At 32.2% G+C, this 23,766-nt stretch carries 32 protein-coding genes and 1 tRNA gene; 30 read left to right on the top strand and 3 right to left on the bottom strand.

The window, feature by feature from the left end; translation table 11 throughout:
- The first annotated feature begins 130 nt into the window (after positions 1–130).
- From L8W68_RS03915 to L8W68_RS03900, 4 genes are all read left to right on the top strand, one after another.
- The gene (locus L8W68_RS03915; RefSeq protein ID WP_263675061.1) at positions 131–2,410 is read left to right on the top strand and encodes an anaerobic ribonucleoside triphosphate reductase; all 2,280 of its coding nucleotides are present in this window, start codon (positions 131–133) and stop codon (positions 2,408–2,410) included.
- Positions 2,382–2,891, top strand: coding sequence for an anaerobic ribonucleoside-triphosphate reductase activating protein (gene nrdG, locus L8W68_RS03910; protein WP_263675060.1), 510 nt, complete (start codon positions 2,382–2,384; stop codon positions 2,889–2,891). Before L8W68_RS03915 ends, nrdG begins: the two co-directional genes overlap by 29 nt.
- A 67-nt stretch (positions 2,892–2,958) precedes the next feature.
- Positions 2,959–3,612, top strand: a complete 654-nt coding sequence (sodB, locus tag L8W68_RS03905; RefSeq protein ID WP_263675059.1) for a superoxide dismutase [Fe] — start codon at positions 2,959–2,961, stop codon at positions 3,610–3,612.
- Between the two features lie 190 nt (positions 3,613–3,802).
- A complete protein-coding gene (locus L8W68_RS03900; RefSeq protein ID WP_263675058.1) occupies positions 3,803–7,357 on the top strand; it encodes a hypothetical protein in 3,555 nt (1,184 codons plus the stop codon).
- A 269-nt stretch (positions 7,358–7,626) separates the two neighbouring features.
- Here L8W68_RS03900 and purM read toward each other — a convergent pair whose 3' ends face one another.
- Entirely contained in the window at positions 7,627–8,616 is a 990-nt protein-coding gene (purM, locus tag L8W68_RS03895) for a phosphoribosylformylglycinamidine cyclo-ligase (protein ID WP_263675057.1), read from the bottom strand.
- Between the two features lie 58 nt (positions 8,617–8,674).
- Here purM and coaE point away from each other — a divergent pair, with 58 nt between their 5' ends.
- Genes coaE through L8W68_RS03880 form a run of 3 tightly spaced genes read left to right on the top strand, consistent with a single transcriptional unit; the run spans position 8,675 to position 10,696 of the window.
- Positions 8,675–9,268, top strand: a complete 594-nt coding sequence (gene coaE / locus L8W68_RS03890) for a dephospho-CoA kinase (RefSeq protein ID WP_263675056.1) — start codon at positions 8,675–8,677, stop codon at positions 9,266–9,268.
- A complete protein-coding gene (gene dapF, locus L8W68_RS03885; protein WP_263675054.1) occupies positions 9,265–10,014 on the top strand; it encodes a diaminopimelate epimerase in 750 nt (249 codons plus the stop codon). The genes coaE and dapF overlap by 4 nt, the downstream gene beginning before the upstream one ends.
- Positions 9,989–10,696, top strand: coding sequence for a glucosaminidase domain-containing protein (locus L8W68_RS03880; protein WP_263675052.1), 708 nt, complete (start codon positions 9,989–9,991; stop codon positions 10,694–10,696). The genes dapF and L8W68_RS03880 overlap by 26 nt, the downstream gene beginning before the upstream one ends.
- On the opposite strand, the gene L8W68_RS03875 is transcribed toward L8W68_RS03880, so the two are convergent.
- Positions 10,693–11,754: an ATP-binding protein gene (locus L8W68_RS03875; protein ID WP_263675051.1), complete on the bottom strand. Its 1,062-nt coding sequence runs from the start codon at positions 11,752–11,754 to the stop codon at positions 10,693–10,695. The genes L8W68_RS03880 and L8W68_RS03875 overlap by 4 nt on opposite strands.
- A gap of 18 nt (positions 11,755–11,772) precedes the next feature.
- A tRNA-Ala gene (locus L8W68_RS03870) sits at positions 11,773–11,848 on the bottom strand.
- Between the two features lie 226 nt (positions 11,849–12,074).
- On the opposite strand from L8W68_RS03870, the gene rpsJ reads away from it, so the two are divergent.
- The 23 genes from rpsJ to L8W68_RS03755 all read left to right on the top strand — a co-directional run bounded on the left by rpsJ (position 12,075) and on the right by L8W68_RS03755 (position 23,693).
- The gene (gene rpsJ / locus L8W68_RS03865) at positions 12,075–12,386 is read left to right on the top strand and encodes a 30S ribosomal protein S10 (RefSeq protein WP_012660810.1); all 312 of its coding nucleotides are present in this window, start codon (positions 12,075–12,077) and stop codon (positions 12,384–12,386) included.
- Between the two features lie 9 nt (positions 12,387–12,395).
- Positions 12,396–12,971 carry a 50S ribosomal protein L3 gene (gene rplC, locus L8W68_RS03860; protein WP_012660811.1) on the top strand — a complete coding sequence of 192 codons (576 nt, stop codon included), beginning with the start codon at positions 12,396–12,398 and terminating at the stop codon, positions 12,969–12,971.
- Positions 12,968–13,582 (top strand): 50S ribosomal protein L4, encoded by a 615-nt coding sequence (gene rplD, locus L8W68_RS03855; protein WP_263675049.1) that lies wholly within the window; start codon positions 12,968–12,970, stop codon positions 13,580–13,582. Before rplC ends, rplD begins: the two co-directional genes overlap by 4 nt.
- A 1-nt stretch (position 13,583) precedes the next feature.
- A complete protein-coding gene (locus L8W68_RS03850; RefSeq protein WP_039617139.1) occupies positions 13,584–13,865 on the top strand; it encodes a 50S ribosomal protein L23 in 282 nt (93 codons plus the stop codon).
- Between the two features lies 1 nt (position 13,866).
- Positions 13,867–14,697 (top strand): 50S ribosomal protein L2, encoded by an 831-nt coding sequence (gene rplB, locus L8W68_RS03845; protein ID WP_039617141.1) that lies wholly within the window; start codon positions 13,867–13,869, stop codon positions 14,695–14,697.
- Position 14,698: 1 nt separating this feature from the next.
- The gene (gene rpsS / locus L8W68_RS03840) at positions 14,699–14,980 is read left to right on the top strand and encodes a 30S ribosomal protein S19 (protein WP_039617142.1); all 282 of its coding nucleotides are present in this window, start codon (positions 14,699–14,701) and stop codon (positions 14,978–14,980) included.
- Between the two features lie 9 nt (positions 14,981–14,989).
- Positions 14,990–15,364, top strand: a complete 375-nt coding sequence (rplV, locus tag L8W68_RS03835; RefSeq protein WP_039617143.1) for a 50S ribosomal protein L22 — start codon at positions 14,990–14,992, stop codon at positions 15,362–15,364.
- 1 nt (position 15,365) lies between these two features.
- A complete protein-coding gene (gene rpsC / locus L8W68_RS03830) occupies positions 15,366–16,067 on the top strand; it encodes a 30S ribosomal protein S3 (RefSeq protein ID WP_039617145.1) in 702 nt (233 codons plus the stop codon).
- Between the two features lie 2 nt (positions 16,068–16,069).
- Entirely contained in the window at positions 16,070–16,495 is a 426-nt protein-coding gene (gene rplP, locus L8W68_RS03825) for a 50S ribosomal protein L16 (protein ID WP_012660818.1), read from the top strand.
- Positions 16,482–16,667 (top strand): 50S ribosomal protein L29, encoded by a 186-nt coding sequence (gene rpmC, locus L8W68_RS03820; RefSeq protein WP_012660819.1) that lies wholly within the window; start codon positions 16,482–16,484, stop codon positions 16,665–16,667. Before rplP ends, rpmC begins: the two co-directional genes overlap by 14 nt.
- A 9-nt stretch (positions 16,668–16,676) precedes the next feature.
- The gene (rpsQ, locus tag L8W68_RS03815) at positions 16,677–16,928 is read left to right on the top strand and encodes a 30S ribosomal protein S17 (protein ID WP_039617148.1); all 252 of its coding nucleotides are present in this window, start codon (positions 16,677–16,679) and stop codon (positions 16,926–16,928) included.
- Entirely contained in the window at positions 16,928–17,296 is a 369-nt protein-coding gene (gene rplN / locus L8W68_RS03810; protein ID WP_012660821.1) for a 50S ribosomal protein L14, read from the top strand. The genes rpsQ and rplN overlap by 1 nt, the downstream gene beginning before the upstream one ends.
- Positions 17,296–17,523 (top strand): 50S ribosomal protein L24, encoded by a 228-nt coding sequence (gene rplX / locus L8W68_RS03805; RefSeq protein ID WP_012660822.1) that lies wholly within the window; start codon positions 17,296–17,298, stop codon positions 17,521–17,523. Before rplN ends, rplX begins: the two co-directional genes overlap by 1 nt.
- A 1-nt stretch (position 17,524) precedes the next feature.
- Positions 17,525–18,070, top strand: a complete 546-nt coding sequence (rplE, locus tag L8W68_RS03800; RefSeq protein ID WP_012660823.1) for a 50S ribosomal protein L5 — start codon at positions 17,525–17,527, stop codon at positions 18,068–18,070.
- Position 18,071: 1 nt separating this feature from the next.
- Entirely contained in the window at positions 18,072–18,257 is a 186-nt protein-coding gene (locus L8W68_RS03795) for a type Z 30S ribosomal protein S14 (protein WP_012660824.1), read from the top strand.
- A gap of 12 nt (positions 18,258–18,269) precedes the next feature.
- Entirely contained in the window at positions 18,270–18,665 is a 396-nt protein-coding gene (gene rpsH, locus L8W68_RS03790; RefSeq protein ID WP_039617152.1) for a 30S ribosomal protein S8, read from the top strand.
- Between the two features lie 78 nt (positions 18,666–18,743).
- The gene (rplF, locus tag L8W68_RS03785) at positions 18,744–19,280 is read left to right on the top strand and encodes a 50S ribosomal protein L6 (protein ID WP_039617154.1); all 537 of its coding nucleotides are present in this window, start codon (positions 18,744–18,746) and stop codon (positions 19,278–19,280) included.
- Positions 19,281–19,289: 9 nt separating this feature from the next.
- Entirely contained in the window at positions 19,290–19,646 is a 357-nt protein-coding gene (rplR, locus tag L8W68_RS03780; protein WP_039617157.1) for a 50S ribosomal protein L18, read from the top strand.
- 16 nt (positions 19,647–19,662) lie between these two features.
- Positions 19,663–20,106, top strand: coding sequence for a 30S ribosomal protein S5 (rpsE, locus tag L8W68_RS03775; RefSeq protein ID WP_039617161.1), 444 nt, complete (start codon positions 19,663–19,665; stop codon positions 20,104–20,106).
- A gap of 3 nt (positions 20,107–20,109) precedes the next feature.
- Positions 20,110–20,502, top strand: a complete 393-nt coding sequence (gene rplO, locus L8W68_RS03770) for a 50S ribosomal protein L15 (RefSeq protein ID WP_039617163.1) — start codon at positions 20,110–20,112, stop codon at positions 20,500–20,502.
- Entirely contained in the window at positions 20,502–21,764 is a 1,263-nt protein-coding gene (gene secY, locus L8W68_RS03765; protein WP_039667833.1) for a preprotein translocase subunit SecY, read from the top strand. The genes rplO and secY overlap by 1 nt, the downstream gene beginning before the upstream one ends.
- 41 nt (positions 21,765–21,805) lie before the next feature.
- On the top strand, positions 21,806–22,546 hold the full coding sequence (gene murI, locus L8W68_RS03760; RefSeq protein WP_263663720.1) for a glutamate racemase: 741 nt from the start codon (positions 21,806–21,808) through the stop codon (positions 22,544–22,546).
- A 115-nt stretch (positions 22,547–22,661) separates the two neighbouring features.
- Positions 22,662–23,693: a type II asparaginase gene (locus tag L8W68_RS03755; protein ID WP_256374651.1), complete on the top strand. Its 1,032-nt coding sequence runs from the start codon at positions 22,662–22,664 to the stop codon at positions 23,691–23,693.
- The last annotated feature ends 73 nt before the right edge of the window (positions 23,694–23,766 follow it).

Raw genomic sequence — 23,766 nt, 5'->3', positions numbered from 1 at the left:
AAAATTCGCACATTTTTTGTGTGAATTTTTCTTTTATCTTTTTAAGTTTCTCATCAACTTTTTGTACTAAACTTATCTTTTCAAAGTGCTGTTTTTCAGTATTTAGAGATTATTTTTTAGGAAAATTTCCATGAAAATAAAATTTATTATAAAAAGAGATAAGAGCCAAGTTGCATTTGATATTTTTAAAATCAAAAATGCTATTTTTAAAGCTAATATAAACTCCACAGATGAAAAATTAAATAAAGATTTTTTAGATAAGCTTTGTGATGAGGTTGTAGCTTTACTTGATGAAAAACACACACAAGTAGAGCAAATTCAAGATAAAGTCGAAGAAGTTTTAATCAAAAATGCCTTAGTCAATACCGCAAAATCTTATATTTTATACCGTCAAAAAAGAACACAAATTCGTAATGGTAGTTATGATTTACTTAGTTTGTATGATGATTTAACTTTTAAAGATTCTAAAGAAGCTGATTTAAAAAGAGAAAATGCAAATATTAATTCAGATAGCGCTATGGGAATGATGTTAAAATATGGCTCAGAAGGCGCAAAATACTATGTAGATGAGTGTATTTTGCCAAAACATATCGCAAATGCACACAAAAACGGCGATATACACATACATGATAAAGACTTTTATATGCTAACACAAACTTGTTGTCAAATAGACTTGTTAAAGCTTTTTGAAAATGGTTTTAGTACAGGGCATGGAAGTTTGCGTGAGCCAAATGATATCAGATCTTATGCTTCTTTAGCTTGCATTGCCTTGCAGGCTAATCAAAATGAAATGCATGGGGGTCAATCTATACCAAATTTTGATTTTGCTATGGCAAAGGGTGTGGCAAAGACTTTTCAAAAAGAGTATAAAAAGGCTATAAATGCTTTTTTTGAAATAAAATTAGAACAAAGTTTAGATGAGAGTTGCTTTGATAACACAAAATTTCAAGTTTCAAGCGAAAAAGAATGCTTCAAAGAGCTTTTAAGGCTTGATTTAAATAGTGATGAGAATTTTTTAAAACAAGCAAATGCTTATGCTTATAAAAGAGCATTAAAGCAAACCCAAGATGCGACTTTTCAAGCTATGGAAGCTTTGGTGCATAATCTTAATACCATGAACTCAAGAGCAGGAGCCCAAGTGCCTTTTAGCACGCTAAATTATGGCACCGATATATCCTTTGAAGGGCAAATGGTAATAGAAAATTTACTCAAAGCCACGATGAAAGGCTTAGGAAATGGCGAAACACCAATTTTCCCTGTGCAAATTTTTAAAGTAAAAGAGGGTGTTAATTATAATGAAAAAGACCCAAACTATAAGCTTTTTAAACTTGCCATAGAATGTACTTCTAAAAGACTTTTTCCAAATTTTAGCTTTTTAGATGCAAGTTTTAATGCAAAATATTATAAAAAGGATGATTATAACAGCGAAGTAGCTTATATGGGTTGTAGAACTAGGGTTATGGCAAATGTTTATGATGAGAGCAAAGAAATCACAAGTGGTAGGGGAAATTTAAGCTTTACAAGTATAAACCTTGTGCGTTTAGCCATAGAAGCCAAAGGAAATTTAGAGCTTTTTTACTCACTTTTAAAAGAAAAATTAGAGCTTGTGTATGAGCAATTACTTCATAGATATAAAATTCAAAGTCTAAAAAAGGTTAAAAATTTCCCATTTTTAATGGGCGAGGGGATTTGGATAGATTCAGATACTTTAAAAGAAAATGATAGCGTAGAAAAAATCATAGCACATGGGACTTTGGCTATAGGTTATATAGGACTTTGTGAGAGTTTAATAGCTTTAGTAGGTTCTCATCATGGACAAAGTCAAGAAGCAAGGGAGCTTGGCTTACAAATAGTGCGTTTTATGCGTGAATTTGTCGATGAAAAAGCACTCAAAGATAAGCTTAATTTTTCACTCATAGCTACTCCAGCTGAGGGTTTAAGTGGAAGATTTTTAAAACTAGATCAAAAAAAATACGGCGTTTTAAAAGGCATAACCGATAAAGATTTTTACACTAATTCTTTTCATATTCCTGTGGATTTTCCCATCAGTATCTATGAAAAAATTCAAATAGAAGCCCCATATCATGAGTTAAATAATGGCGGGCATATTACTTATGTAGAATTAAACGGCGATGTGAGTAAAAATTTAGAAAGTTTTGAACGCATTATAAAATGTATGAAAGAAAGCAATATAGGCTATGGCTCGATTAATTTCCCACTAGATAGGGATCCAGTGTGTGGTTATAGTGGTGTGATAGATGAGTTTTGTCCAAAGTGCCATAGAAAAGAAGATGATATTAAATTTGAACGCATAAGAAGAATCACAGGCTATTTAGTAGGAACGCTTGATCGTTTTAATGACGCTAAAAAAGCTGAAGTTCATGCAAGAATTAAACACGATTTTTCTTAGATTAGCCGGTGTCATAAAAGAATCCATAGTCGATGGCTATGGTTTGCGTTATGTGATTTTTACTCAAGGCTGCCCTCATCATTGCAAAGGTTGTCATAATCCACAAACACATGATTTTAACAAAGGATATTTGCAAGATTTAGCAAGTTTGTATGATGATATTTGTAAAAATCCTTTGCTCCAAGGTGTTACTTTTAGTGGCGGGGAGCCTTTTATGCAAGCAAAAAATTTAAGTATTCTAGCAAAACACATTAAGGCTTTAGGGCTTGATCTTACTATATATACAGGTTTTACTTATGAAGAGCTATTGCAAGAACAAGCTATGAAAGAATTGCTTATCTTAGCTGATGTTTTGATAGATGGGAAGTTTATTTTAGAGCAAAAAGACTTATCTTTAAAATTTAAAGGTAGTAAAAATCAACGCATTATCAATGTGATAAAAAGCTTAGAGCAAGGCAAAGTAATACTTTTTGAAAAATAAAGACTCATTTAGTCTTTTTTAATTTAACTATGTTAGAATGTTATAAAATTTAAAAAAGGAGAACAACATGTTTGAATTAAGAAAACTACCTTATGAAGCAGACGCTTTTGGAGACTTTTTGAGTGCAGAAACTTTTGCATTTCATCATGGCAAACACCATCAAACTTATGTAAATAACCTAAACAATCTTATTAAAGATACTAAATTTGCAGGAAAAGATTTAGTTTATATCATACAAAATTCAAATGGTGGAATTTTTAACAACGCTGCTCAAGTGTATAATCATGACTTTTATTTTGACTGCATTAAGCCAAAAACATGCTGTGGCTGTGGCTGTTCTTTAAGTGATGAGTTTAAAGCAGCGATTGAAAAAGACTTTGGTTCTATGGAAAATTTAAAAGAAGAATTCATCAAAGGAGCTACAGGAGTATTTGGTTCTGGTTGGTTTTGGCTAGTTTATAACACTCAAAATCAAAAATTAGAATTAGTAGCTACAAGCAATGCTGCTACACCTATCACTGAAGGTAAAGTTCCACTTTTAGTAGTTGATGTGTGGGAGCATGCTTACTATGTAGATCACCGTAATGCACGCCCTGCGTATTTAGAAAAATTCTACGCACACATTAACTGGGAATTTGTAGTAAAAGCTTATGAATGGGCTATCAAAGAAGGTGTGAATTCAGTAAGCTTTTATGCAAATGAACTTCATCCTATAAAATAAGAAAAAAGTCTCTTATTTTTAAGAGGCTTTTTTTAATCAAAGCTAAATTATCTTAAGAATAACAACAATAAAAATATCCTAATTTACACAAATAATTAACATAAGCACTAGCATATTTAAAAAATATTAATAATTATTTTTTATCATTACAAAAAATTTTAATAAATCAAGGAGTTTTAATGTCTTATTTATGGGGGGGGGATGTGAAAACAATCCCACTTTAAAATCATCTTATTCAAACAATAATCTTTCTTTTGTTAAAAAAACTTTCTTATCTTTAGCGACTATATCTTTTTTGGCAACCTGTGCTAATGCTAGTATAGTAACTATAAATGATCAAAATTCTAATAGTAGTATTAAAAACACTAAAACCAAAGAAGTAAAAAATTCAAAAAATATTAGTGGTGGTGGCTGTACTAGTGGTAGTTGTACTATAAATGATGAACAAACAGGCACTGTTAATATAAATGGAAGTGAAAATAACTCATTAACTATCACAAGTGATGGTAGCATCAATGCAAATAGTGGCAACGCTATCAATGTAAATAGTGGTGCTACTAATGTAACTATCAATAATGCGGGTAGTATTAATGGCGGAACTAATAATAGCGGTGCTGCAATTAATATAGGACAAAACAATCAAAATGGTGCTAGTATTAAAGATTTTACCAATAGTGGAACAATAGGTGATGGAAATAATAGATTTGCTATCACTGTTTGGGGTAATAGTAGCAGCAAATCAACAATTGAAAATTTTAACAACTCAGGTTTAATACAATCAGGCAAAGGTGAAGTAATATATTTGGGTAATACCACTATAAATAATTTTACTAATAGCGGAACCATTAAGTCTTCAGGCGGAAAAGGCATTAATATTGCAACAGGGAATACTATAACTAATTTTAAAAATACGGGTTCTATAGATGCAAAAACTGAGGCTATTTATTTTAATTACTCTACAGTAGAAAAATTAGAAAATAGCGGAACTATTAAAGCTGACGGTTATGGTGCTATTTTTGTTAGAGGAGGAAGTATTGGTACTATAGTTAACTCTGGTACTATAATTTCTGCAGGAGCTAACAGTGGGAGTGCGGCTATTAAGCTAGAAGGTGGTGGCACGATTAAAAATATTACTAATACAGGCACTATAGAGTCAAATTATGATGGTATATCTGTATCTCATGGTAAATTTGAAACATTAAATATAAAAGATGGTGGAATAATAAAAGCTAAAAGAGATGGTATAAATATAAGTCAATGGCAAACATTAGGGGATTTATATATTGATAAAGCTAGCATTTATGGAGGAGAAAGTGGTATTTTATTTAGTGAATATTCTACTACAAGTGATATATCTATACAAAATGGTGGAAAGATATATGGTGGTGATTATGGGATGTATTTTGATAACGCAATTTTAAATAAAAACACAACTATAGCTGGAGAAAATTCTGCAGTACATGGTGGAATTGCTGGAATTTATTTAAGCAGAGGATCTGTTTTAAAGGGAACCATAGAAGTTAAAGATAAAGGTATGATCTCAGGTGGTGAGAATGGATTTGGTATTGTAAATGCCGATAAAGCTCAAATAAAAGGATCTGTTTTAATTAATAGCGGTGGTGTGGTAACTGGTATTTTAAATAAAGATAATGCTAAGATTGCCGGGACTATAAAAGTGGATGGAGAAGGCTCTTCTATAGTAGGTGGTATAATAAATCAAGATAATGGTGAAATAGAGGGTTCTATAGAGGTTAATAATAAAGGACAGATAGATAGTATCATCAATGCTGGAAGTGGAGAGATTAGCGGTAGTGTAAAAGTAGATAATCAATCTAAAGTTGAGAATATTATCAATAGTGCTTTGGCAAGTTCTTTTTATAATAATGGAGTTTCTACCGGTAAAATTTCAGGAGATGTTAGCGTTGATAATGGGAGTATAGTTGGAAGCATCATCAATGCTGGGCAAGGAGAGATTACTGGTGGTATTAAAGTTGATCATAGTAGCGAAGTTACTAATATTTCTAATTCTGGTAATGGGCTTATTAGCAGTGATGTTAGCGTTGATAATGGATCGAAAGTAGGTAATATCATTAATGGTGATTATGGAAAAATTACAGGGGATGTATCTATAGGTAAAGATTCTTCTGTAGATAAGATTATCAATAGCGGTCATGGTAGTATAGGTGGAAATATTATAAACAATGGTAATTTAGGCTCAATTAATAATAGTGGTTCTATCACAGGTTCTATTGAGAATAATAATGGTGATTTAGATATCAAAAACGATGGAGATTTAGGTGGCTCTATCACTGTAGGAGAAAACGGTGGTAACACTTCTATCTCAAATGGTTCTAATGGTAATATCGGCGGTGGTATAGTTAATAATGGTAATAATGATGTTAATATAGATAACCAAGGTACAGTTAAACCTGATAAAGATGGTAATCACATTACTAATAATGGTAATGGTAATGTAAATGTAGGAGATTGGATAGTAAAACCAAATGAAGATGGTAGCTTTGATGGAGCTATTAATGTAGGCGGTAGTGGTAGTGGTTCTACAAATATAGATAATATCACAGTAGATACTTCAGATCCAAATTTTGATGCAAGTAAACCTATTAATCCTGACAATATAGTTAATAATACTGGTAGTGGTGGTAACATAGGAGTAGGTAATGTTGGTTCAAACAATGATTTATTAAATCTAGTATATGATCCTATAACAGGACAATATAAAACCTTAGCAGATGTAAGTGCTGGTGTGGGTTCTGTTATGGCTCAAACTTTGATTAATACTTATATGATGAGATCATTCTTCCTTGATACTGTTTTAGATGATGCATCAAGAATGGCTTACAAACATGCAAGAATACACAATAATCATAAAACAAATAAAGACTTAGTAGGTTTTGATACAGATGAGCATTATCATGGTTTTGTATTGCCTTATTTTTCATCTAATAGCATTAAGCTTTTAGGAACAAATGATTATTCTAAAGGAAATACTAAAGGTGTAGTGGCTGGCTTTCATACTTTAAAAGATATAGGTATGCTAGGAGCTTATGTAGGAACCGAAGAGGCTAATATGGATACTAAAGATTATTTCTCTTTAAAAATGCAAACAGTGTATGCTGGTTTGAAGTATTCTAATATTTTATTAGAAGATGAGATAAAAGAAGCCTTTTTTAAATTCCATACCAAAGCAGCATATACCAAAAATGATGTGCAAAAATTTGTTGATAAAGGAAAAAGAGAGGCTAATGGTAATACAGATACCTATGGTTATGGAGCAAGTATTGGAACTGGTATGAATTTTTATTTAGATGGGGTAGATAATATAATTACTCCTGAGGTATCTTTAAACTATGAAGGCGGTTTTACAAAAGCTTTCAGCATGCATGGAGATGGAGCATTAAATCATGAAAGATATTATAAGAGTGAATTAAATCTCTTTTCAAGTACAGCGTCTCTTAAATGGCTTAATAAATGGCATCCACAAATTAGCACTTCATTTGAAGCAGGTGCAAGAATTAATTTTAATCCTGAAGTAGAATCAAGAGTAAATTTTGCAAACTTAAAAGCAAGTGAAACTTTAGATTTGCCAAGAACTTATCAATATGCAAGTGCATCTTTGATTTTTTCTTTGGCAGAAGATTTAGAAATGTCATTTAATTATAATGGAACTTTTGCAAATAATTCTCATTCGCATACGGGATTTTTACAGTTTGACTTTATATTTTAATAATGATTAACTAAGCCTACAATAAGGCTTAGTTAAGTTTAATTGCCTAGAGTTTGCTTAAAACAGATTATAAAACGACAAAACAAAATTTAAAGAAAAAGCACAATTAGCACAATAAAGTTAAGAATGTGTTTAGTGAATATAAAAACTATAAAGTTTTTAGTATTATAAATAATTTAAAAACAATAAACTCCTTATTAAGTAAACTCTATCACATTAAGCTTATTTTTAAGCTCAATGTGATTTATTAGCAAACTCTAGGGAGTTAATTACTCTAAAACAACCCCTTCATTTAGCACAACTTCGCCTATTACATAAGCATCTGAACTTTCTAAAACTTTTCCTACATTAGATGGATCTACCACCATAACTAAGCCCACACCCATGTTAAAGCTTCTATACATTTCAACTTCTTCTACGCTTTGGCCTATTTGATAAAAAATTTCAGGAGTTTTTAGATGATGTTTTCTGATGATTGCACCTATTCCTCTTGGGAAAACTCTAGGTAAATTTTCTACTAAACCACCACCTGTTATATGAGCTAGTGCATTAATGAATGGTTTTAATTTTAAAAAGTCTTTTACATAAATTCTTGTAGGTTCAAGCAATATATCGATTAAATTTTTACCATCTATTTTATCATCAAACTTAAGCTTTTGTGCTTCAAATAATACTTTTCTAGCTAAAGAATATCCATTAGAATGAAGCCCACTACTAGGTAGAGCTAGCAAAATATCTCCATTTTTTACAAAATTTCTTCTATCTATCTCATCTTTTTCAGCCATACCTACTGAAAAACCTGCTAAGTCAAAATCATTACTATGATACATTCCAGGCATTTCAGCAGTTTCTCCACCTATTAAGGCACAATTTGCTTTTTTACAACCATTAGCAATCCCTGCTACAACCTTTTTAGCTACTTCTACATCTAGCTTTGCAGTTGCATAATAGTCTAGAAAAAACAAAGGCGTAGCAAAATTACAAATTAAATCATTCACGCACATTGCTACTAAGTCCTCGCCTATGGTGTTAAATTTTTGACTATCAATAGCAAGACGCAACTTCGTACCCACTCCATCAGTTGCTGCTAGCATAACAGGATTTTTAAAACCACTTGGCATAGCAAAAGCACCCGAAAAAGAGCCTATGCCACCTAAAACATTTTCATTAAAAGTTTCTTTTACTAAAGGCTTGATTGCTTCTACAAAAGCATTGCCATTATCTATACTTACGCCCGCATCTTCATAGCTTATATTCATTTATCTTCCTTTAAGAATTTAAAAGGTATTTTAACTAAAAATGTTTTAAGGCTAAATTATGCAAAATGCTTATTTTGTAACTTCAAGTATAGCGGGTGGAAAGTCAAGCTTTATAAAAATAGTTCAAAATTTGGGTTTTGATACTTTAAGCGCAGATGTGATAGCTCATGAGCTTTTAAATGAAAATGCAAATTTTATAGCTAAGCTTTTTAACAATGATGATTTAATCATAGCAGGAAAAATAGATAGAAAAAAACTTGGCACTATTGTATTTAATGACTTAAATGCCAAAAAAAAGTTAGAAGATTTTTTACATCCTAAAATCAAAGAAGCTATTTTACAAAAAGCTCAAATTTTAGATAAAAACAACAAGGCTTTTTTTATAGAACTGCCTTTATTTTTTGAAAACAATCACTATCAAAATTTAGGAAAAAGTATATTGATTTATACTCCAAAAGAACTTCTACTTCAAAGACTAATGCAAAGAGATAATTTAGATGAAAATGAAGCTTTAAAAAGAATTAATTTACAACTTGATATAGAAGAAAAACTAAAAAAAGCAGATTTTGTGATAAAAAATACTTCAGGTTATGAAAATTTTGAGAAAAATGTGCTAAATTTTTTAAAACACACTTTAAAGGTTGAAAAATGAAATTTTATAAGTACTGTGCTAGCGGGAATGATTTTGTGGTGTTTGCAGATAGCGAAAAGAAAGATCGCAGTGAATTAGCTAGAATTCTTTGCAATCGTTATGAGGGCATAGGCGCTGATGGACTTATAGTGGTAGTGCCTCATGATAGATATGATTTTGAATGGGAATTTTATAATTGTGATGGGAGTAAAGCAAGTATGTGTGGTAATGGCTCGCGTGCAGCAGCACATTTTGCTCATCATTATTTAAAAAAATCTCAATATTTAAATTTCTTAACCGGTGCAGGACTTATAAAATCTTTTGTTGATGATGATATGGTTGAAATCAAGCTTAGTGGGGTAAAGGATATCAAAGAAGCCTTTGAATATAAGGGTAGAATTTGGCAAGGCTGTAATACTGGAGTTCCACACGCAGTAACCTTTGTTGATGATTTAAATGAATTTGATATAAATTTATGCAAAGAAGTGCGTAAAAAATATAATGCAAATGTTAATTTTGCTAAAGTGGAAGATGATGAGTTTATAAGAGTTAGAACTTATGAACGTGGGGTGGAAGATGAGACTTTAGCTTGTGGTACGGGCATGGGGGCTTGTTTTTACTTGGCGTATTTAAATCAAAAAGTAAAAGATGATATTTTGGTAAAGCCAAAAAGCAATGAAAGCTTGCATTTTAGATTAGAAGAGGATCAAATATTTTTTAGAGGAAAGGTAAAGTGCTGTTTTGAAGCTGATTATAATTTTACTTAGTTGTGTTTTATTTTTAAAAGCTGAATTTATAGCAGGTTTTGATGAGCAATATTATGCTTTAAGTATAAAAGAAAAGCGTGAAGTTTTTATCAAAAAAATCAATGCTTTATTAGATGTTTCTTTTAAAGAGATAGAAAAGGAAAAAGAATTTATAGAATTTTTCTTTAAAGAAGCTATAAAGAATAATTTTAGAAAGCTAAACACTAATGCTGTGCAAAAACTATGGTCTTTAAAAGAAAAATACCGTGTTAAAAATTTATACGATCATAAAGAATACCAAATGCGTATCCAAAAGGTGCCAAAGTCTTTAGCTATAGCTCAAGCTATTATTGAAAGTGCAACTGGTACAAGTCGTTTTGCTAAAGAGGCAAATAATTTATTTGGAGAATGGACTTGGGGTGAAAAAGGTTTAATTCCAAAAGAAAGAGGCGAGGGTAAAACTCACAAAATTCGTATATTTGATAGTTTGCAAGAAAGTGTGGATTCGTATTTGCTTAATTTAAATCGCCACGATGCTTATAAAGAATTTAGAGCTTGGCGGTGGGATACTATAAGTGAAAATAAAAAACTTGATGGTAAAGAAGCAGCAAGTCATTTAGAAAAATATTCAGAGATTAAAAGTAATTACACTAAGCTTATTTTATCTATCATCGAGCAACATAATCTTGATGAGTTAGATTAATTACCCAAGGCCCACTCATCAAAAGGTAAAATCATCACACGCACCCCTTCTATGAAAAACTCATCTCTTTGTGAAAGTGTGATGATATAAATAGTCGAAAGCGCAAGTTGGTTTTTACTAAGGATTTTTTTGACTTTTAAGCTAAGTAAATCTTTATCTTTAAAGGGTGAGCATAAAAATGCATTTTTAAGACTTGGTAAGTAAAAATCAAAATGTTTAGTATAAAAAATTTCTCGTTTAAATTTAAACAACTCGCTTAAAATCAAATTTTCAAACAAAGCACTAAAGTCTTTTTGTATGCTTAGAGAATTTTTTAATGAAAAGTCCCAAAAATATACTTTTTTTAAATTTTTTTCAAGATTTTTTACAAAATACAAAGTGTAGTTTGATTCTAGTTTTTCTATGCTTTTATATAAGGTATCTTTGGAAATTTTTATACTATTTTTTAGAGTTTTTAATAACTCATTAACGCTAAATTCATTCCCAAGTTCTAAGGCAATTTGTTTGAGTATGGTAAGCTCTAATGGGGTATAAAAGCTTTTTAAGTACGATGAGTTTGTGTTAAAGTTGTGATTTAAAGTCACATTGCGCCCTGTGTGTAAAAAATAACTTACCATGGTTTTGGTATCAGCATATTTTTTATTTAAGCTTAAAAATTCTTCAAAATCTAAATAGTCTAAATGAAGTTCTTCAAACTGATCTAAGCAAAAATTACTATCGCAAACACTTATTATGATTTGTAAATTAAGATGTTTTAAACTAGCAAAGTCAAAATCATGAGCAAAATTACACAAAGCTAGAAATTTAATTTGTGGATTATAAGTTAAAAACGAATTTAAATTCACCAAAGCGCTTGCTTGAAATTTTAAATCATCACAATCAATAAAAAGTATATTTTCTGCTTTATACAAAGATAAAAAATTTAAAATCAAATTTTTCTTACCGCTTGCAAAACCACCTTTTATGATGATGTTTTTATGGGTTTGGATTTGAATTTTTCTTTCATCAAATTTTTGAAATTTTGGGTAATTATCGTAAAAAAATTGTAGTGATTTCATAAATTTCTTTGTAATTAATGGTGGAGCATAGCGGGTTCGAACCGCTGACCCCAACGCTGCCAGCGTTGTGCTCTCCCAACTGAGCTAATGCCCCTTTAGATTTTGAAATTATACTATATTTTTTCTTAGATTTTCTTAATGCATAAAAAATCTGATAAATTTTATAAAATTTAATTTTTATCCTTTTAAAAAGGAAAATAATTAAAAAAAATGTATAAATTTCTTGACATAGCAAAGTATGTTTTTATATAATCTCAACATCATTTTATATGGTGGTTAGATTCTTATGGGTCTAACGAGTTCTTTACAAAGGAAAAAATATGGAAAGAATCAGGCTTAAGCTAAAAGCTTATGACCACAGAGTTCTAGATCGCACAGTTGCAGCAATTGTAGAAGCTGTTAAAAGAACAGGTGCTGACATCAGAGGTCCAGTGCCAATGCCTACAAAAATCAAAAGATACACAGTTTTGAAATCTCCACACATCAACAAAGATTCACGCGAACAATTTGAGATGAGAATTCATGCTCGTATGCTTGATATTGTAGCAGCTACTCCAGATACAGTAGATTCACTCACTAAGCTTGACTTGGCTCCAGAGGTCAATGTTGAAGTAAGAGCTATGGGTAAATAAGGATAGAATATGGAATACATTGTAGAAAAAATTGGTATGAGTAGAACAATCAGCACACCAAGCATTCCTGTAACCTTACTTAAACTTGTTCAAACTAAAGTATGTGAAGTAGAAAATGGAAAAGCTTTGGTTGCTTATGTAAAAGGCAAAGCAAATAATAAATGCATTGCAGGTCAGCAAAAAAAATACAATCTTTCAGCTGAATATAATAGATTTGCTTCTTTAGAAGTAGCAAACACAGAAGCAGGCGATATTGATCTTAATCCTTTAAAAGAAGCTTCTATCTTAAAAGTAAGCTTTAATTCTAAAGGTAGAGGTTATAGTGGGGTTGTTAAAAGACACGGATTTGCCGGAGGTCCTGCAAGTCACGGTTCAAGATTCCACAGACGTCACGGATCAATCGGTAACCGCGAATGGCCAGGTCGTGTTCAACCAGGTATGAAAATGGCAGGTCATTATGGTAATGTAAAAGTTACTGTTAAAAATGAAGTAGTTTCATTTGATGAAGAAAATGGCATCTTAGTAGTAAAAGGTGCAGTACCAGGATTTAATGGTGCTATGGGTAAAATAAGGATTGCAAAATGAGTAAAGTAACTGTTTTAAATGATAAATTTGAAAAAGCTAGTGAACTCGATCTTCCAGCAAAATATGCAGAAGTTAATCCTCACAACCTTTATTTATATGTAAAATCTTATCTTGCTAGCCTTAGAGCAAACACAGCTCATACTAAAGGTAGAAGCGATGTAAGCGGTGGTGGTAAAAAACCATGGAGACAAAAAGGTCGTGGTGGTGCAAGAGCAGGTTCAACAAGAACGAATGTTTGGGTTGGTGGTGCTGTAGCATTTGGTCCTACAAACAATCGTAACTATTTCCAAAAAATTAATAAAAAACAAAAACGCTTAGCGCTTGAAAGAGCATTGGCTGATAAAGCACAAAACAATGCATTATTCTCAGTAGATAGTTTAAGCATTGAAAGCGGTAAAACAAAAGATGCAAATGCAGTTATTAAAAAGCTTGGTTTAAAAGATGCTTTAATTGTAAAAGATTTACTAGATGAAAAAACACTTCTTGCTTTTAGAAACTTAGCAAATTGCTATGTAGTTGATATTAGCGAAGTAAATGCTTATTTAGTATCTGTATTTAATGCTGTTATCATTGAAAAAGCAGCGCTTGAATCTATCGTAAAAGAGGGTTAAAATGGCAGATATTACTGATATAAAAACAATACTTTACACTGAAAAAAGCTTAAACCTTCAAGAGCAAGGTGTTGTAGTTATTCAAACTTCTCCAAAAATGACTAAAAATGGTCTAAAAGAAGTTTTAAGAGAATATTTTGGTGTAACTCCAGTAAGAATTAATTCTTTAAAAATGGATGGAAAAGTAAAGCGTTTTAGAGGTCGTGAAGGTCAAAGAAATAGCTTTAAAAAATTCTATGTTAAGCTACCAGAGGGTGTGAGCTTAGAAAGTTCGGAGGCATAAGATGGCAATTAAAACTTATAAACCATATACTCCAAGTAGAAGATACATCACAGGTGTAAGCTCTGATGATATCACAGCGAAAGCTAGTGTACGTTCATTACTTGTAAAACTTCCAGCTCATGCAGGTCGTAACAATAATGGTAGAATCACAAGCCGTCATAAAGAAGCAGGTGCTAAAAAACTTTACAGAATTATAGATTTTAAAAGAAGAAAATTTGGTATTGAAGGTAAAGTTGAAGCAATCGAGTACGATCCATACAGAAATTGTCGTATTGCATTAATCTCTTATAGAGATGGTGAAAAAAGATACATCTTACAACCAAAAGGTTTAAGTGTTGGTGATGTTGTTTGTGCTGCTGAAAGCGGACTTGACATTAAACCAGGTAATGCAATGAAATTAAGAAACATCCCAGTGGGTACTATCGTACACAATATTGAGTTAAAGCCAGGTAAAGGCGGTCAAATGATCCGTTCAGCAGGTGCTTATGCTCAATTAATGGGTAAAGAAGAAAAATACGTTATCTTAAGACTTGCAAGTGGTGAAATGAGACAAGTTTTAGCTGAATGTATGGCAAGTATCGGTGAAGTTGGTAATGAAGAATGGTCAAACGTGACTATCGGTAAAGCAGGTAGAAATCGCCATAGAGGTATTCGTCCTCAAACAAGAGGTTCTGCGATGAACCCAGTTGATCACCCGCACGGTGGGGGTGAAGGTAAGAAAAATTCAGGCCGTCATCCAGTTACTCCATGGGGTAAACCAACTAAAGGTGCTAAAACTCGCCGTAAAAAAGCTAGCGATAAGCTAATAATTTCAAGAAGAAAAGGAAAGTAAGATGGCTAGGTCACTAAAAAAAGGTCCTTTTGTTGATGACCATGTAATGAAAAAAGTCATCGCTGCTAAAAAAGCTAACGATGGTAAGCCAATTAAAACTTGGTCAAGACGCAGCACTATTATACCTGATATGATAGGTTTAACTTTTAATGTTCATAATGGAAAAAGCTTTATCCCAGTATATGTTACTGAAAATCATATCGGTTACAAATTAGGTGAATTTGCACCTACTAGAACATTTAAGGGTCACAAAGGCTCTGTTCAGAAAAAAATAGGTAAGTAAGGGAGATTTATGAGTAGAGCGTTAATTAAATTCATAAGATTATCTCCAACTAAAGCGAGATTGATTGCTAGAGAAGTTCAAGGTATGAATGCAGAGCTTGCATTAGCTAGTTTGAAATTTATGCCAAATAAAGGTGCTAAATTTATAGCAAATGCTATTTCAAGTGCTGTAGCAAATGGCGGATTTGAAGCAAATGAAGTTGTTGTTTCAAGTTGTCGTGTTGATGCTGGTGCGGTTTTAAAAAGATTTAGACCAAGAGCTAGAGGAAGTGCTAGTCGTATTAGAAAGCCAACTTCACACATTTTGGTAGAAGTTAGTAAAGTAGAAGCAAGTGCTGAAAAAACTACAAAAGCTAAAAAAGCATCAGTGAAAAAGGAAAGCTAATATGGGACAAAAAGTAAATCCGATTGGTTTAAGACTAGGAATTAATAGAAATTGGGAATCAAGATGGTTTCCTACAAAAGCTAATTTAGCAGAAAATATTGGTGAAGATTATAAAATCAGAACTTTCTTAAAAAGAAAACTTTATTATGCAGGAATTAGCCAAATTCTTGTAGAAAGAACAGCGAAAAAATTAAGAGTAACTGTTGTAGCTGCAAGACCAGGGATTATTATTGGTAAAAAAGGTAGTGATGTTGATATTTTAAGAAAAGAACTTCAAGATTTAATCAAAAAAGAAGTTAATATCAATATCAAAGAAGAAAGAAAAGCAGGTGCTTCAGCTCAGCTTGCAGCTGAAAGTGTTGCTACTCAACTTGAAAAAAGAATTGCTTTTAGAAGAGCAATGAAAAAAGTAATTCAAGGAGCGCAAAAAGCAGGTGCTAAAGGGATTAAAGTTTCAGTTTCAGGCCGTTTAGGTGGTGCTGAAATGGCAAGAACTGAATGGTACTTAGAAGGTCGTGTTCCACTTCACACTTTAAGAGCAAAAATCGATTATGGTTTTGCAGAAGCACATACTACTTATGGAAACATAGGTATTAAAGTATGGATCTTCAAAGGTGAAGTTTTACAAAAGGGTGTTCAACCTGAAAAAACCGAAGAAAACGCTCCAGCTAAAAAAACTAGAAGAGCAAGAAGAGGTAAATAATCATGTTAATGCCAAAAAGAACAAAATATCGTAAAATGATGAAAGGGCGTAACAGAGGTTATGCCAACAGAGGGACTGAATTTACTTTTGGTGATTTTGCCCTAAAAGCAACTGAAGCTGGCCGTATCAATTCACGTCAAATCGAAGCAGCTCGTATTGCTTTAACTCGTTTTGTAAAAAGACAAGGTAAAACTTGGATTAGAGTTTTCCCAGATAAACCTCTAACTAAAAAACCTTTAGAAACTCGTATGGGTAAAGGTAAAGGTGCAGTTGAGGAATGGGTAATGAACATTAAACCAGGTCGTATCATTTATGAAATGGCAGGGGTTAATGAAGAAATGGCAAGACAAGCTTTAACTTTAGCGATGCACAAATTGCCATTTAAAACTAAGTTTGTTACAAGAGAGAGCCAAAATGAAATATACTGAGATTAAAGATAAAACAGCAGGTGAGCTTGCAACAATGCTAAAAGAAAAAAAGGTGCTTTTATTTACTTTAAGACAAAAGCTAAAAACAATGCAGCTAACTAATCCTAAAGAGATTAGCGAAGTTAAAAAAGACATCGCTAGAATCAATACTGCAATTAGCGCTTTAAAATAAGGATAGAAAATGGCATTTAAAAGAGAAATTCAAGGCGTTGTTGTTCAAATTGCTGGAGATAAAACAGCAACAATTTTGGTTGAAAGAAAAGTGGTTCACCCAAAATACAGAAAAATCGTAAAACGCTTTAAAAAATATTTAATTCATGATGAAAGAAATGAACTTAAAGTGGGAAATACTGTAGTTGCTATTGAATGTAGACCACTTTCTAAGAGAAAATCATTTCGCTTAAAAACTATAGTATCAGCAGGAGTTGAGTAATGATTCAAAGTTTTACTAGGCTTGCAGTTGCTGATAATAGCGGTGCAAAAGAATTAATGTGTATTAAGGTTTTAGGTGGTAGTAAAAGAAGATACGCTACTGTTGGTGATGTAATCGTTGCGTCTGTAAAAAAAGCTCTACCAAATGGTAAAGTTAAAAAAGGTCAAGTAGTAAAAGCAGTTATCGTTAGAACTAAAAAAGAAATTCATAGAGACAATGGTTCTTTAATTCGTTTTGATGAAAATGCAGCAGTTATTCTTGATGCTAAAAGAGAGCCTATCGGAACGCGTATTTTTGGACCAGTAGGTCGTGAAGTAAGATATGGTGGCTTTATGAAAATTGTTTCACTAGCACCGGAGGTGTTGTAATGAAATTAAAAATTAAAAAGAATGATATGGTAAAAGTTATCGCAGGCGATGACAAAGGTAAAACAGGTAAAGTTTTAGCAGTATTCCCTAAAACAAATAAAGTAATTGTTGAGGGTTGCAAAATCGCTAAAAAAGCTGTTAAGCCAAGTGATAAAAATCCAAATGGCGGTTTTATCAATAAAGAAATGCCAATGGATATTTCAAATGTAGCAAAGGCAGGAGAATAAGATGATGAGATTGAAAGAAAAATATACTCAAAATATCAAACCTGCTTTAGTAAAAGAATTTGATATCAAAAATCCTATGCTTATTCCTTTTATTGAAAAAGTTGTAATCAGCGTAGGTGCTGGGGAATTAGCAAAAGATCAAAAAGTATTACAAAATGTTGCAGATACTATTTCATTGATCGCTGGACAAAAAGCAGTTATCACAAAAGCTAAAAAATCAGTTGCTGGTTTTAAAGTAAGAGAAGGCTTCCCAGTAGGTGTAATGGTAACATTAAGAAAAGATAATATGTATGCTTTCTTAGATAAGCTTATTACTATAGCTCTTCCTCGTGTTAAAGACTTTAGAGGTCTTCCAAGAGATGGTTTTGATGGAAGAGGAAACTATAACTTTGGTTTAGATGAGCAGTTAATGTTCCCAGAAGTTGAATATGATAAAATCTTAAGAACTCATGGTATGAACATTTCTATCGTTACAACAGCAAAATCAGATAAAGAGGCACAAAAATTATTAGAATTATTTGGCGTGCCATTTGCAAAAGGAAAGTAATATGGCTAAAAAATCAATGATTGCAAAAGCTGCCCGCAAACCTAAATTTAGCGTTAGAGGGTATACTAGATGCCAAATTTGTGGAAGACCACATTCAGTTTATAGAGATTTTGGAATTTGTAGAGTTTGCTTAAGAAAAATGGCAAATGAAGGTTTAATTCCTGGTCTTAAAAAAGCAAGTTGGTAAGAGGAAAGAACCATGATAAATGATTTAATTTCAGATTCACTAACAAGAATTAGAAATGCAGGGATGAGAAGATTAGAAACTACTCAACTTTTGCATTCTAAAGTTATCGAAGCTTTACTTGGAATTTTCCAAGCTAAAGGTTATATTGAAAGCTTTAATGTTATTGAAGAGGATAAAAAGAAATTCATCAATGTAGTTTTAAAATACGATGAAAAAGGTAAAAGCGTAATTAACGAAGTTAAGCGTATTTCTAAACCTGGTCGTCGTGTTTATAAAGGCAAAGATGAGATCAAAAGATTTAAAAACGGTTATGGTACTATCGTAGTAAGCACTTCAAAAGGTGTTTTAGCTAACGACGAAGCTTACAAAGCAGGCGTTGGCGGCGAAGTTTTATGTACCATTTGGTAAGAGTTTCTACTTTTTATGGTATTCGGTATCCATTCTTATAAAGTAGTCATATCGTAGACAAGTAAAAAGGAAAAGTGAATGTCTCGTATAGGTAAACAACCAGTTGCTATTCCAAGTGGAGTAGAAGTAAAATTAGAAGGTAACTTGCTAAAATTCAAAAAAGGAAATTTAGCAAAAGAGCTTGATACAAAAGCAAATGTTAATGTTGAGATTAAAGAAGGACAAATTCTTTTCTCTCCTAAAGGTGAAGATAGACAAAGTAGAGCTTATTGGGGAACTTATAGAGCTTTAGCTCAAAACATCATCATCGGTTTAACTGATGGTTTTAGCAAAACTTTAGAAATCAACGGTGTTGGTTATAAAGCTGCGTTAAAAGGTAAAGTTCTTGAACTTGCTTTAGGTTTTTCTCATCCTATCAACTATGCTATTCCAGAAGGCATAGAAATTACTGTTGATAAAAACAATGTTATTATCAAAGGTAGTGATAAACAAGTGGTAGGTCAAGTTGCTGCTCAAATTCGTGAATTTAGACCACCTGAGCCTTACAAAGGAAAAGGTGTTAAATATTCAGATGAGCGTATTATCCGCAAAGCTGGTAAGACATCTAAGAAGTAAGGATAGAATATGAGAGCAAATGTATTAAAAAGAAAAATATCTTTAAGAATTAAAAGAAAAAAAAGAATTAGAGCAAAAATTTCAGGAACACAAGCTCTTCCAAGAGTTTCTGTTTTTAAATCAAACAGAACTTTATATATCCAAGCTATCGATGATGTTAAAGCAGTAACTTTAGCAGCAGTAGATGGAAGAAAAATTGGTGTTAAAGCAAATAAAGAAGGTGCTAAAAAAATAGCAGCTGAATTTGCAAAAGTTTTAAAAGCTAAAAACATAGAAGAAGCAGTGTTTGATAGAAATGGTTATTTATACCATGGTGTTATTGCAGCATTAGCTGAAGCACTAAGAGAAAACGGAATCAAACTATAACCCAAAAGGAAGATCGATGGAAAAATATAATAGAGAAGAATTTGAAGAAGTAATCGTCGATATCGGCAGGGTTACTAAGGTTGTTAAAGGTGGTAGAAGATTTAGATTTACTGCTTTAGTTATCGTTGGAAATAGAAAAGGTTTAGTTGGTGTGGGCTATGGAAAAGCTAAAGAAGTTCCAGATGCTATCAGAAAAGCAGTTGATGATGCTTTTAAAAACATTGTTGAAGTTAAAACAAAAGGTTCAACTATCCCTCATGATGTAGAAGTAAAATACAACGCAAGTAGAATTTTACTTAAACCAGCAAGCGAAGGTACAGGGGTTATAGCAGGTGGTTCAACACGTCCTATCGTGGAACTTGCAGGTATTAAAGACATTTTAACTAAGTCTTTAGGTTCAAATAATTCAGCAAATGTTGTGCGTGCTACTATCAAAGCACTTACAATGCTTAAAGGATAATCAATGAATTTAACAAAAGCACCAGGTTCAACACATAAAACCAAAAGAATAGGCCGTGGTCAAGGTAGTGGTATGGGTAAAACTTCTACTAAAGGTGGAAAAGGCCAAACTGCTAGAAAAGGTTATAATGAAAAAAGAGGTTTTGAAGGGGGTCAACAACCACTTCAAAGACGTTTACCAAAGGTAGGCTTTACTTCTAAATTTGAAAAACCTTATGTGATTAATGTTGAAAAAATCACAGCAATCAAAGAGCTTAGCGAAATTACATTTGAAACAATCAATAGCATTCATAAGCTTTCAAAAAATGTAAATAAAGTTAAGCTTATTGGAGCAAGCGCTAAAGATCTTGCTAGTAAAATTAAAGACGAGAAGATTACTTTTAGCGGACAAAAATAATGAATAAAACATTGACAAATAAAATTCTCATAACATTAGCTTTTTTATTCGCTTATAGAATATTAGCTTATGTTCCAGTTCCGGGGGTTAATGTCAGTGTTATCAAGGAATTTTTTGATTCTAATGCATCTAATGCATTAGGCTTGTTTAATATGTTTAGTGGGGGTGCTGCTGAAAGACTTAGCATCATCTCCCTAGGCATTATGCCTTATATTACTGCTTCGATTATTATGGAGCTTTTAGCGGCAACTTTTCCTAATATAGGAAAAATGAAAAAAGAACGCGATGGTATGCAAAAATATATGCAAATTATCCGTTACGCTACTATAGCTATCACTTTGATACAAAGTATAGGCGTTTCTATAGGCTTACAAAGTCTTCATGGAAAAGCAGGTCAATCAGCCATTATGATTGATATGAATACTTTTATCGCACTTTCTGCTGTTTCTATGCTTGCAGGTACCATGCTTTTGATGTGGATAGGTGAGCAAATCACTCAACGCGGTATAGGAAATGGTATTTCTTTAATCATCTTTGGTGGTATTGTTTCTACAATTCCAGGTGCAATTAGTGGAACAGTAAATTTGGTAAATACAGGTGAGATGAATTTCTTGACTATCATTGCCATTTTAGTTGTAATTTTACTTACTATTTGGGCTATTATAGTAGTAGAGCTTGGAGAAAGAAGAATTCCTATTTCTTACTCAAGAAAAGTAATCATGCAAAATCAAAACAAACGCATTATGAATTATATACCTATTAAGATCAACTTAAGTGGGGTAATTCCTCCTATTTTTGCAAGTGCGATTTTGATGTTTCCAAGTACTATTTTGCAAACAAGTACAAATGAATATGTGTTAAAAATTTATGACTTTTTAAATCCAAATGGATTTTTCTTTCATATTTTAACATTCTTACTTGTTATTTTCTTTGCGTATTTTTATGCATCAATTGTATTTAATGCAAAAGATATAGCTGAAAATCTTAAAAGACAAGGTGGTTTCATACCAGGTATTAGACCAGGTGAAGGAACTGCAAATTATCTTAATGAAGTAGCGTCAAGACTTACCTTGTCAGGTTCTATTTATTTAGGGCTTGTAGCTACATTACCATGGCTTATTGTGAAGTTGTTTGGTGTGCCTTTTTATTTTGGTGGAACTTCTGTTTTGATTGTAGTTCAAGTAGCACTTGATACAATGAGAAAAATCGAAGCCCAAATTTATATGAATAAATACCAAACTTTAAGTGCGGTAGGCTTATAAGAAAGTAGATTTTCTACTTTCTTCCTTTTTAAAGGATTTTGATGAGACTAGGCGTTTTTGATAGCGGTGTAGGTGGGCTTAGTGTTTTAAAATCTTTACTTCAAGCAAAACTTTTTAAAGAATATATCTACTATGGGGATACTGCAAGAGTGCCTTATGGGGTTAAAGATAAAGAAACCATCATTAAATTTTCTCTAGAAGCTTTAGAATTTTTCAAAGAAAAAAAAGTAGATATGCTTATTATTGCGTGTAATACAGTTAGTGCGCATGCTTTAGAAATTCTAAAAGCAAATGCACCATTTCCGGTTCTTGGAGTTATAGAAGCAGGAGTTTTAGCGGTTAAAAACTCTTTAGAAGATAAAAACTCTAATATATTAGTCATTGCAACACAAGCTACCGTGGATTCTCACGCTTATAAACAAGCTTTAATTAAAGAAGGTTTTTTAAAAGTGGAAGAAAAAGCAACTGGGCTTTTTGTACCTATGGTTGAAGAAGGGATTTTTCAAGGAGATTTTTTAAAAGCTGCTTTTGAGTATTATTTTAATAAGCTCAAATTTCACCCTAATGCTTTAATCTTAGCATGCACACATTTTCCCTTAATCGCTCATTCTTTGGAAGAGTATTTTGGTAAAAACACAAAACTTATTCATTCAGGTGAAGCTATAGCTTTGCAATTACAGCAAGAATTTAACTTAACATCAATCCAAGAAGAAGCTAATATTGAATTTTATGCTTCAAGTGATGTAGAAAAACTAAAAAAAATTGCAAATTTATGGCTTTAAATTAATGGTTATTTACTAAAGTATTTTTTATATTTATAATTTATTTTTATTTAAACATAGTTGCATTATAATCTTTATCATTTCTAATGAAAGGACTAACATGAAAAAAATGTTAATGTGTGCAGCTATGGCACTAAGTTTAGGAGCAGGAATTTTGGAAGCAAAACCAAAAGTTGCGATTTTAGCTACAGGTGGAACTATCGCTGGTTCGATTGATAGTTCAGTAGCTACTACAGGTTATACAGCTGGAGTTTTGGGGGTTGATGCTTTGATTAAGGCAGTGCCTCAAATTCAAGATTTAGCAGTAATTAGCGGAGATCAAATTGCTAATATTGATAGCAAAGATATGACAAATGAAATTTGGCTAAAACTTGCTAAAGAAGTTAATAGACTTTTAAAATCTGATGTAGATGGAGTTGTAATTACTCATGGTACTGATACTATGGAAGAAACTGCATATTTCCTAAATTTAACCGTAAAAAGCGACAAGCCTGTTGTTTTGGTCGGTGCAATGCGCCCATCAACTGCAATTAGTGCAGATGGTCCTAAAAATCTTTACAACGCTGTAGCATTAGCAGCAAATCCTCAAGCAAAAAATAAAGGCGTAATGGTGGCTATGAATGATAGAATTCAAAGTGCTAGAGGCGTTATGAAAACTCATAGTTTAAATGTAAATGCATTTAGCTCACCAGATATGGGTGATATGGGTTATATAGTAGATGGAAAAGCATTTTTCTATAATACTAATACAAAATTACACACCAAAAAATCTCCATTTGATGTTAGCAAACTAAAAGAACTACCAAAAGTAGATATTCTTTATAGTTATGCAAATGATGGTAGTGGTGTTGCAGCAAAAGCTTTGTTTGAAAATGGAACCAAAGGTATAGTTGTAGCTGGAACAGGTGCTGGTAGTATTCATGATTATCAAAAAGATGTATTAAAAGAATTGCTTAAAAAAGGTCTTAATGTAGCGGTAAGTTCACGTGTAGTAGCTGGTAGAGTTGCAGTAAGTGATGCTGATGCAAAACTTGGTTTTATTGATACAGGTGATATGAGTCCTCAAAAAGCTAGAGTATTATTAATGCTTGCTCTAACTAAAACAAGCGATCCTAAGAAAATCCAAGAATATTTCTTAAAATACTAAAATCTTAAACACCCAAATGCTAAAATAACATTTGGGTGGATTTTTCAATCAAAACCTTACTTAATTAATCACA

The sequence above is a fragment of the Campylobacter sp. FU_497 genome, from assembly GCF_025772425.1.
GTDB lineage: Bacteria > Campylobacterota > Campylobacteria > Campylobacterales > Campylobacteraceae > Campylobacter_D > Campylobacter_D lari_C.
The sequence above is the reverse complement of the archived record's forward strand: the minus strand, read 5'-3'. Positions and strand labels throughout refer to the sequence as shown.